The sequence below is a fragment of the Mycobacterium sp. genome, from assembly GCF_019243155.1.
GTDB lineage: Bacteria > Actinomycetota > Actinomycetes > Mycobacteriales > Mycobacteriaceae > Mycobacterium.
Genome location: NZ_JAFAUS010000140.1, coordinates 1 through 12,077 on the forward strand (window position 1 = coordinate 1; position 12,077 = coordinate 12,077).

The window sequence follows — 12,077 nt, forward strand, 5'->3', positions numbered from 1 at the left end:
CCGGACCGGGTCGGATGCTGGCCGCGTACAGCTGACTGGCCAGCGCCGCGATTTCGGCAGCGCTGATGGGCAGGTCGCTTTCGGCGTCTACCGCGCGGTACTCACTCGTACTCATGGAACTGGTCCACGGCGACACCGTCGAGCACACCGAGCGCGTCGTCGGTGAGGACGGCCAGGGACGTGTACAGGGTGACCAGGTAGGTCGCGATCGCCGACTGGTTGATGCCGGTGAAGCGCACCGAGAGGCCGGGCGCCTGCTCGCCGACGAGACCCGGCGGGAACAGGCCGACCACACCTTGGCGTTCCTCGCCGGTGCGCACCAGGATGAATTTCGTCTTGCCGTCCTCCACCGGCACCTTGTCCGACGGGATCAGCGGAATGCCGCGCCAGGTGATGAACTGCGCGCCGAACAAGCTGACCACGGGTGGCGGCACCCCACGGAAGGTGGCCTCGCGGCCGAACGCGGCGATGCCCTGCGGGTGGGTGAGGAAGAAGCTCGGCGTCTTCCACACCCGGGTGATCAAGGCGTCGAGGTCGTCGGGTGTCGGTGCGCCGCCCAGAGTCTGGATCGTCTGCTCAGGAGTGGCCTGCGCCAACAACCCGTATTCGGGGCTGTTGATCAGCTCGAATTCCTGACGCTCCTTGATGGTCTCGATGGTCAGTCGCAGCTGCTGGGTGACCTGGTCGTGCGGGCTGGAGTAAAGATCGGAAACCCTCGTGCTGACGTCGAGCAGGGTGGAGATGCTGCGCAGCGTGTATTCGCGCGGGCTGGTCTCGTAGTCGACGAAGGTCTCGGGCAGCGGCTCGTCGGTGCCCGCGCCGGCTTCTGCTTTGACGGCGACGTTCTCAGGGTTCACCACCCGGTTCACCCGGTAGATGCCCGCCTCCACGGGGACCCAGCTCAGCAGGTGCAGCAGCCACCGTGGGGTGATGGTCGAAAGCTGAGGAACCGTTTTGGTCGCATTCGCAAGCTGCCTGGCACCAAGGTCGCCAAGCGCCTGAGACTCGCTCTGAGCCGAGGTCATCGCTATCCTTCCGTCTTTGTCGAAACGTTCCGTCTTGGTCGATTTACTGAGACGAGGTCCTGCCGGAAAAAGCCGGCCGACCACCAGCGCTACAGCGAGCCGAGGCAAGTGTAAAACTCATCGAGATTTTTTTCGCCCGCAGCTTAGGCGCCTTTTGGTCCACCAATGTCCGGTCGCATCTTGCCCTATAGTGGGCCACATGTACCACGCTGCACAGCTGCGCTCGACAAGCCCGCGCTGCCTTGCCGTGGACTGTTGTCGCTGTTGTTGATTTCCTGACCCAGCCCTTCTGACGTTCTAATCGTCGCGCGTTTTTCTCGTTGACGGACGGTATTGACCGCCCATCGGGCACGGATGCGCCGCAGACGAATTCATCCAGGAAGCCCAACAACCCATGACTGTGTTGTCCATCCGCGACCACGCCCTGACGCGAGCGCAGACTCGGCGGCGCGTGGTGGTCCGGCCCTGCGCCGAACTACCTCCCATGACCCGTTATCGCGGCGGCACCTACTCCCACACCGTGGAGCGGATCGTGTTCGCCGACGGCACGTCGGCGCGCACCGACCTCATTCGGCTGAATCCCAATCTGCGCGCCTACTCGCTGGATTTCAGTGGCATCGCGCCACTCCTGCCGTCGCGCTACCGCCTGGACGACTGGTCGGCGTTGCCGCACCTGCGGACCCGTGCCTGCGAGGCCCAGGTCGATTGGATTCTGCGGCATTCCTTTCCGATGACCACCAGCGCCGAGCTGAGCCGCCAATTGCGCGCCGCCGGTTACCCGTTGGGCGCGGCCAACATCAGCGAGCATGAAGCCATCGCGGCAACCCAGGCCGCGATCTGGTCGTTCACCAACGGCCTGGTGCTGGACACCCAACCGCTGAACATCCCCATTGCGGTGAAACGCGGCCCAGGACCCGTCATCACCTTCGAATTCGACGGGCAACCCCAGCTCGGCGGCTACTCAATATGGACCGCCTCGGATGCCGCAGTGTCTATGCGACTGCAGAAGTCGACCAATGGTGTTGACTGGCTTGATGTTTCGGGATCACAACTGACCACGAAACCGGGCAAGGGGCACTACCGTCGCCCGCTCGGCGTCGGCAGCACACTATCGGCCAGCAGCCACGGCCACCGCGGGCGCGGCTACCGCTACTACCGCCTGATCACCACCGCACAGAACGGTGCACCCGCCGTCGGCCATGTCGGTTTCTGGCTCACCGGCACGCGGCATTACCGGAATTCCGACCGTGTCGTGCACCTGTACAACTACCTGCTCGCCGGCGCGAGCACAGCTTTGCGCGAAATCGACGAACCCCGACTCGAGGCCGGACAAGCCGTCGCCGACGCCGGACTGGTCGGCCCTTTTCACGTGCGAACCCCGTTGGTGCTCAACGTGACTGACGGTCATGCTCTCGTCAGTGCGGACGGAACCCGCATCGAGGGGGAAATCCAGCCGGACGTCGATTTCTACCTACGACCAGCACCGGGCACATCGGGTGCGACGCTTAGGGCAACGTCACAACGCCGCCTCAACGGGCGGGTGTTGACCGGGGTGGCAGCAGAGGGGGCGGCGCGGCGATTCACTCCTGTCGCTCTCGCCACGCCCACCGACGTTGAAATCCACTTCGAAATCCGCTGGGATGGCGACTGTGAGCATCGCTGAAAACATCACAGAACTTATCGGCAACACGCCGCTGGTCCGGCTGAACCGAGTCACCGAAGGCGCCGGCGCGGACGTGGTCGCCAAGCTCGAGTTCTTCAACCCGGCGAACAGCGTGAAAGACCGCATCGGGGTCGCGATGATCGACGCGGCCGAGGAGGCGGGTCTGATCAAGCCGGACACCATCATTCTCGAGCCGACGAGCGGGAACACCGGAATCGCATTGGCGATGGTGTGCGCCGCGCGCGGCTATCGGTGCGTACTGACCATGCCCGACACGATGAGCACCGAACGACGAATCCTGTTGCGCGCCTTCGGCGCAGAGCTCGTCTTGACACCGGGCGCCGACGGCATGGCGGGCGCGATCTCGAAGGCCGAGGAGTTGGCCAAGAACGACGGGCGCTATTTCGTACCTCAGCAATTCGAGAACCCCGCCAACCCCGCGATCCACCGCAAGACCACCGCCGAGGAGATCTGGCGCGACACCGACGGCAAGATCGACTTCTTCGTGGCCGGCGTGGGCACGGGTGGCACGATCACCGGTGTCGCCCAGGTCATCAAGGAACGCAAGCCATCGGTGAAGTTCGTGGCCGTCGAGCCCACCGCTTCGGCGGTGCTGTCCGGCGGGCAGAAGGGACCGCACCCGATCCAGGGCATCGGCGCCGGTTTCATCCCCCCGGTGCTCGACATGGATCTGATCGACGAGGTCATCGCGGTCGAGAACGACGACGCGCTGAATCTTGCCCGTCGGCTGGCGCGGGAAGAGGGGCTGCTGGCCGGTATCTCGTCCGGCGCGGCCGTGGCGGCCGCGCTCCAGGTGGCCCGTAGGCCGGAGAACGCCGGAAAACTCATTGTGGTCGTACTGCCGAGCTTCGGTGAGCGGTATCTGAGCACCCCGCTCTTCGCCGATCTGGCGGAGTAGCGATGCTCGAGGCCATCCGGCGTGACATCCAAGCCGCCAGAGACCGGGACCCGGCGAGGCCCACCACGCTGCAGGTGGTCTTCGCCTACCCAGGCGTGCACGCCATCTGGGGCCACCGGATCAACCACTGGCTGTGGAACCGCGGCGCGCACCTGGCGGCGCGGATCCTGGGCGAGGTCAACCGCATCCTGACCGGGGTGGAAATCCATCCGGGCGCCGCCCTTGGCCCCGGTCTCTTCATCGATCACGCGACCGGCGTGGTGATCGGCGAAACGGCGGAGATCGGCGAGGATGTGACGATCTATCACGGCGTCACCCTCGGCGGTAGCGGCAGGGACACCGGAAAACGACACCCGACCATCGGTGACCGCGTGATCATCGGCGCCGGCGCAAAGGTGCTCGGCGCCATCAAGGTCGGCGACGACAGCCGGATCGGCGCCAACGCCGTGGTGGTGAAAGAGGTTCCGTCCAGCGCGGTGGTCATCGGGGTTCCCGGGCAGGTCATCAGCCGCAGCCGCCCCGGCCGCGTCGGGCCGGACGACTCGATGATGCCCGACCTCGTCGGCGTCAGCCTGCAGTCGCTACTCACCCGGGTGACCAAGCTGGAGGATCGGGTCGACGGCTCCGAGAACGGCCGCATCATTCGGCCGCCCGAGGCCGGGGTCTGGCACGGCGAGGACTTCTCGATCTGAGCCTGACGAGGCAGTGAGAGTAGGGACGTACGGGTGAGCACGGTCGCGATCGCCGCGACGGCGATAATCGTGGCGCTGGCAACAGCCGCCGCGATCGGCGTCGTGCTCAACCGGCGTTCGGGCGTGTTCCGGCAAGCCGACGGCGAACCACTGCAGGACACATCGGATCTCGGCTTGTCCCAAACGGGCCCGACGGTGATTCACTTCAGCGCCGATTGGTGCGGCCCGTGCGCTTCCGTGCGCCGCGTCGTCGACCAGGTGTGCGCCGCCCTGCCCGACGTGTCGCACGTGGAGATCGATATCGACGATCACCCCGCGGTCGCGAAGCGACTGGGCGTGCTTTCCCTGCCAACCACTTTCATCTTCGACGCCGACGGGCGGCAGCGATACCGCAGCGCAGGGGTGCCCAAGGCCACTGACCTGCGCGCGGTGCTGCAACCCCTGTTGGCATGAGCCGCGGGTAGCATTGCTGGCATGTCCACCCGCCTAGAGCTTCGGCTCACCAAGCGTCGCGCAGTAGACCTGTGCCGCACCGCGGGTTCTTGCTGTCTTAGCCGCTGAGTCGGACGCACCCATTTTTCGGCGCGCCCGACGAGGCGGCCGCTTTCGCGTTTGGACCCTTGCCCATTTTTCAGGGAGCAATCTATGTCGAGCGACGTCACCCAGGTGGACGTGCGGGGCCCGCGCTTCGCCGCGTGGATCACCACCGCGGTGCTGATAACAACCCTGATCGTGTCGGCGTTCAGCGCACCCGCCGCCGCGGTGATCCTGGGTGCGCAGGCCCTGGTCTTCGCGATCAGCGCAGCGCGCGGGCCGCGCAACAGCCCCTACGGTGCGCTGTTCGCGAAGCTCGTCGCGCCCCGGTTGGGACCCGTCAAGGAACGTGAACCGGTGCCACCGCTGAAATTCGCCCAGGTGGTCGGACTGGTCTTCGCGGTCATCGGGGTTATCGCCTACGCCGCGGCGGTACCGCTGCTGGGGGCGATCGCGACCGCGTTCGCGCTCTTCGCGGCGTTCCTCAACGCCGCCTTCGGGATCTGTCTGGGCTGTCAGCTGTACCCGTTCGTCGCCAGACTTCGCCGGGCACCCGCGGCGTAGCCGCCCCAATTCAATTACTCACCATGAACTTAATTCGCTTGTGGAATGTCTTGGCGCTACCGGCGTTACACACGTAGCGAGCAGAACCGAAAGTGGGTCGATGTAGCCATGACTGATCTGCATTTGGCCGTCGGCTTGGACGGCTACGGCTGGCACCCGCACGCATGGCGATATGCGTTCGCGCACAACGCGATTAGTGACGGACACTTTGGCGGTCGCTACTGGGTGGCGCTCGCGGGTCTGGCCGAGCGCGGTCTGCTTGACTTCCTGACGATTGACGACACCCTGGACGCGCAGCCGGGCCGACGGCCCGATATCTCACCGCGTCGGCTGGCGGGTCGTGCGGATGCGGTTCTGGTTGCCGCGCGTATCGCGCCGGCCACCACACACATCGGCCTGGTGCCGGCGGCGACGACCACCCACACCGAGCCGTTCCACGTGTCGAAAGCCATTGCAACGCTGGACTATATCTCGCATGGCCGGGCCGGCTGGCAGGTACGGGTGAGCGCTACGACGCACGAAGCGGCGCTGTTCGGACGACGGCCCGTCTTCGAGGCCGACGAGCTGTTCGACGAGGCCGCAGATGCCGTGGAGGTGGTCCGCCGGCTCTGGGACAGCTGGGAGGACGACGCCGTCATCCGTGACATCGCGACCGGACGCTACGTCGACCGCGACAAGCTGCACTACATCGACTTCGAGGGCCAACACTTTTCGGTCAAGGGCCCGTCGATCACTCCTCGGCCACCCCAAGGCCAGCCGGTGGTGCTTGCGCTGGCGCACAATTCGCGCGTCTATCAGTTCGCCGCCGCCAGCGCCGACATCGTCTTGGTCACGCCGCACGACGACGACTCGCTGCGAGCGATCCTCACCGAGGTGGCCGATGCGCGAGACGCCGCGGGGCGTGCCGTGAAGGTGTACGCCGACCTGGTGGTCTCCTTAGTCGACGATGCACTGACACCGAGGACGGCCATCTCTTCCGACGCTCACGTGTTCGTCGGCAGCGCAAGCGATCTGGCCGAGCTTCTGGTCTCCTGGCATGACGCGGGGATCGACGGGGTGCGGCTGCGGCCCGCGGTCAACGCGATCGACCTGGCCGCGATCGTCGACGAACTGGTTCCGCTGCTACAACGCGCCGGGCGCTTCCGCACCGGCTACCGCGACGGCGAAACGCTGCGAGAGCGCCTCGAATTGGCGTCCGCGCCCAACCGATACGCGGCGGTGTCATGATGACCACCACTCCCCTGTCGATCCTGGACCTCGCCCCCATCAGCGCGGGCAGCGATGCCGCGACGGCACTGCGCAACACGATCGACCTCGCCCAACACGCCGAGCAGTGGGGCTACCAGCGTTACTGGCTCGCCGAACACCATTTCGTCGCGGTCGCCAGCTCGTCGCCGGCGATGCTGATCGGCCAGATCGCCGCAGCCACCGATCGAATCCACGTCGGGTCGGCGGCGGTACAGGTCGGACATACGACGGCGATCGCCGTTGTGGAGAGCTTCGGCATACTCGACGCGCTTTATCCGGGCCGTATCGACATGGGCCTGGGCCGGTCGGGGCAACGACGCAAAGAGGACGCCGCGTCGGCACCGCCGGAACCTGCGCGCACACCAAAGCCCTGGGGGGAGGTCGACGGCATCGTCGTGCCCACCCCCTTCGACCTCAGGGCGCTGATGAAAAGCGGCCAGCTCCGGGCGCAGACATCCGTGCTGACCCAGCCGTGCGCACAGCCGCCGGATTTCGCCGAGCAGATCGACGACATCGAAGCCATGATCGCGGGCACGTACACCGTCAATGGCCATGAGCTGCATGCTGTTCCGGGCGAGCACGGCCAGCTCACTCCGTGGATCTTCGGCAGCACGAAGGGCCAGAGCGCGCAGGTTGCCGGCGCTCGCGGGCTGCCCTTCGTCGCCAGTTATCACATCACCCCCGGCACGGCACTCGACGCGATCGCCGCCTACCGCGACGCGTTCCGCCCCTCGGCCCGGCTGGCCAAGCCGTACGTGGTGGTCTCGGCCGACGTCGTGGTCGCCGAGGACAACGAGACCGCGCGGCATCTGGCGTCCAGTTACGGGCACTGGGTGTATTCCATCCGCAGCGGCCAGGGCGCGATGCCCTACCCGGATCCCGACGCATGCGGGCCGCTCACCGAGGAGCAGCGGGCGGTGGTATCAGACCGCACCGCAACGCAATTCGTCGGCAACCCGGACGAGGTCGCCGATCGGCTGGAGCTGCTGCGCCAGGTCACCGACGCCGACGAACTCGTGATCACCTCGGTGACGCATCGGCACGCCGACCGGTTGCGCTCCCATGAACTGATCGCCAAACGATGGGGACTGACCGGATGAGCGTTCGAAAGACAATTCAGCGCAAGCAGATTCATCTGGCTGCTCACTTCCCAGGGGTGAACAACACCACGGTGTGGTCGGATCCAAGCGCAGGTAGCCAGATCGAGTTCGACTCGTTTGTGCACCTTGCCCGAACCGCCGAGCGAGGCCTGTTCGACTTCTTCTTCCTGGCCGAGGGGCTGCGGCTGCGCGAACACCGCGGCAAGATCCACGACCTCGACGTCGTCGGCAGGCCCGACACGTTCACGGTGCTGGCCGCGCTGGCCGCCGTCACCGAGCGACTCGGTCTGACCGGCACCATCAACACGACGTTCAACGAACCTTACGAGGTGTCAAGGCAATTCGCGACGCTGGACCATCTGTCCGACGGGCGTGCGGGCTGGAACATGGTCACCTCCTCCGACGCCTTCACCGGACAGAACTTCCGGCGCGGCGGATTTCTCGAGCACGCCGACCGCTACAAGCGGGCCGAGGAGTTCATCGTTGCCGCCCGGCGGTTCTGGGACAGCTGGGCGCCCGACGCCGTGGTCGCCGACGTCGAAGCCGGGATCTTCGCCGATCCCGCCCGGATCCACGCCGTGGAGTATCACACTCCGCAGTTCGACATCCGCGGCGTGGCGTCGCTGCCCGCCGGGCCGCAAGGTCATCCGGTCCTAATACAGGCGGGCGATTCCAGTGACGGCCGCGAATTCGGCGCCAAGCACGCCGATGCCCTGTTCACGCTGCACGGATCGCTCGAAGCCGGCCAGCGCTACTACGCCGACGTGAAAAGCCGTGCGGTGGCCTACGGACGAGACCCCGACCAACTGAAGGTCCTTCCCGGCGCGACGTTCGCGCTGGGCGACACCCCGACCGAGGCGCAGGACAACGCACGGCACATCCGCGAGCAACAGGTCAGCGGACCGACGGCGATCGCGTTCCTCGAACAGGTATGGGGCGCCGACCTGTCGGCCTACGATCCCGACGGGCCGCTGCCCGACATCGACCCGGTCGAAAATCCCGACATCACCCGCGGACGTGTTCGGCACGGCGACCCGAAGACTGTCGCCGAAAGTTGGCGGGCCCGTGCGGAAGCTGAGAACCTGTCGATCCGCGAGCTGATCATCGAAGTGACGAGCCGTCAGCAATTCGTGGGAACGCCTGCGCAGGTCGCCGACGAGATCGACCTCCATGTGCAGTCGGACGCCTGCGACGGTTTCATCCTGGTGCCACACCTGACGCCGCATGGCCTCGACGAATTCGTCGATAAGGTGGTGCCCCTGCTGCAGGAGCGCGGCAGTTTTCGCACCGGATACCGCGGCACCACGCTGCGCGAGCACCTGGGCTTGTCGCCGGTCTCGCGTTGGGCGGGCAGCCCGCCCGATGTCGCGATCGGTGGATGAACCGACCGCGGTAAAGGGTCAGACGCTCTTCAAGACGCGTTCACCGAGATCGGCGCTACGGTGGCCTGATGTGCCACATCACCGATGGAGGTCGAAGATGAGTGATCCCTGCACCCCGCGGATCCCGGCGGCACTGGCCGCACCGAGCCTCAATCGCGGAGTCGGCTTCACCCACGAGCAGCGCCGTAAGTTGGGGCTGACCGGCCGCCTCCCGGCGGCCGTCCTCACGCTCGAGGAACAAGCCGATCGGGTCTGGCATCAATTGCAGGGCCTTGCAACCGATCTGGGCCGCAACCTGCTTTTGGAGCAGTTGCACTACCGCCACGAACTCTTGTACTACAAAGTGCTGGAAGACCATCTGCCCGAACTGATGCCGGTGGTCTACACACCGACGGTCGGCGAGGCCATTCAACGCTTCTCCGATGAGTACCGCGGGCAGCGCGGACTCTTTCTGACTATCGACGAGCCCGACGAAATCGAAGAAGCCTTCCAGACTTTCGGGCTGGAACCCGACGATGTCGACCTGATCGTATGCACGGACGCCGAAGCGATTCTGGGCATCGGTGACTGGGGTGTGGGCGGCATCCAGATCGCCGTCGGCAAGCTCGCGCTCTACACCGCGGGCGGCGGCATCGACCCCCGCCGTTGCCTCGCGGTCTCGCTCGACGTCGGCACCGACAACGAGCAGCTGCTGGCCGACCCGTTCTATCTGGGCAACCGGCACGCCCGGCGGCGCGGGGACGAATACGACAGTTTCATCAACCGCTACGTCGAGACGGCCCACCGGCTGTTTCCGCACGCGATTCTGCATTTCGAGGATTTCGGGCCGCTCAACGCGCGCAAGATCCTGCAGACCTACGGCGACGAGTACTGCGTGTTCAACGACGACATCCAGGGAACCGGCGCGGTCGTGGTGGCGGCCGTTTACGGCGGATGCCATGTCACAGGGACCCCGATGCGCGACCAGAAAGCGATCGTCTTCGGAGCCGGGACCGCCGGGATCGGGGTGGCCGATCAGATCCGGGACGCCATGGTCGCCGACGGCGCCTCCGTCGAGCAGGCCAGGTCCCAGATCTGGCCGATCGACAAGCAAGGACTGCTGTTCGACGACATGGATGACCTGCGGGATTTCCAGGTGCCCTACGCCAAGAACCGCGAGCAGCTGGGCGTGGCGGCCGGTGACCGGGTCGGCCTGGTCGACGCGATCAAGCGGGCCTCGCCCACCATCTTGCTGGGCAGCTCAACGGTATTCGGCGCATTCAACCAGGAGGTCATCGAGGCGATGACCGCGTCCTGCGACCGCCCGATGGTCTTCCCGTTGTCCAATCCCACCTCACGGATGGAGGCCATGCCCGCCGACGTGCTGAAGTGGTCAGGAGGCAAGGCGCTGATCACGACCGGCAGCCCGGTCCCTCCGTTGGACTACGACGGCACCACCTACACCATCGGGCAGGCCAACAACGTGCTGGTGTTTCCCGGCATCGGGCTGGGCATCATCGTCGCGCGAGCGAGGCTGATGACCAAGCATATGCTTCAGGCGGCAGCGAAAGCCGTTGTGCTGCAGGCGAGTCCGAAAGAACCCGGCGACTCGCTGCTGCCGGACGTGCAGAATCTTCGCGACATCTCGACCGCGGTCGCCGAGGCCGTCTATCACGCCGCGGTCGAGGACAAGGTGGCCACCAGGACACACGACGATGTGCGGCAAGCCGTCCTCGACACCATGTGGACGCCCGTCTACGACTAGCGCGGGCCGCTCGAGCCGGCCAGAGCGGCGGTTTCCAACGCTGAATCCCTCGCAGAGCAACGCTACGAAATCGGTGAACTAGATTTTTCGGCTGTGCATCCTCAAGCCGGCCCGTACCGTGAGCACCATGTCGGACTGGCGGGATTGGGTGCTCGCCCCTGCTTTGAGTAGCGCCGATGGCATCGTGCGATTGCGGAATTTCGAAATCGCGCTACCTCTGATAGACACCGCTTCGGTGCAGAGTGTGGCAGCTGGACCCGAAGGACACACACTGGCCTTCGCCGGTGATCGCGGGTCGGGGTTGCGGCCAGCTTTCACAACGATGGACCTTCTAATGCAACGCGACTGAGATCAGCTTCGAATAGTTTCAGCCCGCACATAACACGGGAGGGCGTATGTCGTATCGGGACCGCGTGAACTCGCCGGGGCCGAAGAAGCTGCTCGCGCTGGACGGCGGCGGCATTCGGGGCGTGATCAGCTTGGAAGTGCTGCTGCGGCTGGAATCCATGCTGGCAGAGCAACTCGGTGCGGGAGACGACTTCGTCCTGGGCGACTATTTCGACTACATCGCGGGCACCAGCACCGGGGCGGTGATTGCTGCGGGGCTCGCCAAAGGGCTGCGCGTGCAACAGCTTCTGGACCTGTACGTAAAAAGATGTAAGGAGATGTTCGATCACGCATCGTTGCGGCGCCGCTACCGCTATCGCTACGACAGCCAACGGCTTCGTCAACTGTTAGAGGGCGTCCTCGGCAAGGACACCACGCTGGGCAGCGACGACCTTAAAACGCTGCTGCTGATCATGGTGCGTAATGCCACCACGGATTCACCTTGGTCGCTTAGCAACAACCCCGCCGCGCCCTACAACGATCCGAACCGAGCGGACAACAACCTCAATGTGCCGCTCTGGCAGCTCGTCCGAGCGAGCACCGCTGCGCCAACCTACTTCCCACCCGAGGTCGTCACAGTAGGAGGGAGCGAATTCGTGTTCGTCGACGGCGCCTTGACGATGTATAACAATCCAGCCTTCCAACTGTTTCTGATGGCAACACTTGAAGAGTACCGGTTACGCTGGCCCGCAACGGAATCCGATCTACTGATCGTTTCGGTAGGGACAGGAACCACCCCCAAGGCGGATGATCGTCTACAGCCGGGCCGCATGAACCTACTATTCAACGCAAACTCTGTGCCCGCAGCGTTGATGTACG

At 65.4% G+C, this 12,077-nt stretch carries 12 protein-coding genes; 11 read left to right on the forward strand and 1 reads right to left on the reverse strand.

All coding sequences use genetic code 11. From position 1 onward, the window contains the following. Positions 1-101 precede the first annotated feature (101 nt). Positions 102-1,025, reverse strand: coding sequence for a family 2A encapsulin nanocompartment shell protein (locus JOZ00_RS06920; protein ID WP_293341602.1), 924 nt, complete (start codon positions 1,023-1,025; stop codon positions 102-104). A 394-nt stretch (positions 1,026-1,419) separates the two neighbouring features. Between JOZ00_RS06920 and JOZ00_RS06925 the strand changes: the two genes are divergently transcribed. The 11 genes from JOZ00_RS06925 to JOZ00_RS06970 form a co-directional block, all read left to right on the forward strand. After that, the gene (locus JOZ00_RS06925) at positions 1,420-2,688 is read left to right on the forward strand and encodes a TQXA domain-containing protein (RefSeq protein WP_293341605.1); all 1,269 of its coding nucleotides are present in this window, start codon (positions 1,420-1,422) and stop codon (positions 2,686-2,688) included. After that, complete coding sequence (cysK, locus tag JOZ00_RS06930) at positions 2,675-3,607, forward strand: cysteine synthase A (RefSeq protein WP_293341608.1); 933 nt, start codon at positions 2,675-2,677, stop codon at positions 3,605-3,607. Before JOZ00_RS06925 ends, cysK begins: the two co-directional genes overlap by 14 nt. A 2-nt stretch (positions 3,608-3,609) precedes the next feature. Next, complete coding sequence (cysE, locus tag JOZ00_RS06935) at positions 3,610-4,299, forward strand: serine O-acetyltransferase (RefSeq protein ID WP_293341611.1); 690 nt, start codon at positions 3,610-3,612, stop codon at positions 4,297-4,299. A gap of 33 nt (positions 4,300-4,332) precedes the next feature. Next, on the forward strand, positions 4,333-4,752 hold the full coding sequence (locus tag JOZ00_RS06940) for a thioredoxin family protein (protein WP_293341613.1): 420 nt from the start codon (positions 4,333-4,335) through the stop codon (positions 4,750-4,752). A 21-nt stretch (positions 4,753-4,773) separates the two neighbouring features. Beyond that, entirely contained in the window at positions 4,774-4,860 is an 87-nt protein-coding gene (locus tag JOZ00_RS27660; RefSeq protein ID WP_366022270.1) for a putative leader peptide, read from the forward strand. Between the two features lie 84 nt (positions 4,861-4,944). After that, the gene (locus tag JOZ00_RS06945) at positions 4,945-5,397 is read left to right on the forward strand and encodes a DUF4395 domain-containing protein (protein ID WP_293341616.1); all 453 of its coding nucleotides are present in this window, start codon (positions 4,945-4,947) and stop codon (positions 5,395-5,397) included. 108 nt (positions 5,398-5,505) lie between these two features. Next, complete coding sequence (locus JOZ00_RS06950; protein ID WP_293341619.1) at positions 5,506-6,624, forward strand: LLM class flavin-dependent oxidoreductase; 1,119 nt, start codon at positions 5,506-5,508, stop codon at positions 6,622-6,624. Beyond that, positions 6,624-7,745, forward strand: a complete 1,122-nt coding sequence (locus JOZ00_RS06955) for an LLM class flavin-dependent oxidoreductase (RefSeq protein WP_293341622.1) — start codon at positions 6,624-6,626, stop codon at positions 7,743-7,745. The genes JOZ00_RS06950 and JOZ00_RS06955 overlap by 1 nt, the downstream gene beginning before the upstream one ends. Beyond that, positions 7,742-9,127: an NtaA/DmoA family FMN-dependent monooxygenase gene (locus JOZ00_RS06960; protein WP_293341625.1), complete on the forward strand. Its 1,386-nt coding sequence runs from the start codon at positions 7,742-7,744 to the stop codon at positions 9,125-9,127. Before JOZ00_RS06955 ends, JOZ00_RS06960 begins: the two co-directional genes overlap by 4 nt. Positions 9,128-9,224: 97 nt before the next feature. Beyond that, a complete protein-coding gene (locus JOZ00_RS06965; RefSeq protein ID WP_293341628.1) occupies positions 9,225-10,871 on the forward strand; it encodes an NAD-dependent malic enzyme in 1,647 nt (548 codons plus the stop codon). A 413-nt stretch (positions 10,872-11,284) separates the two neighbouring features. After that, a partial coding sequence (locus JOZ00_RS06970; RefSeq protein WP_293341631.1) for a patatin-like phospholipase family protein occupies positions 11,285-12,077 on the forward strand: 793 nt, incomplete at its 3' end.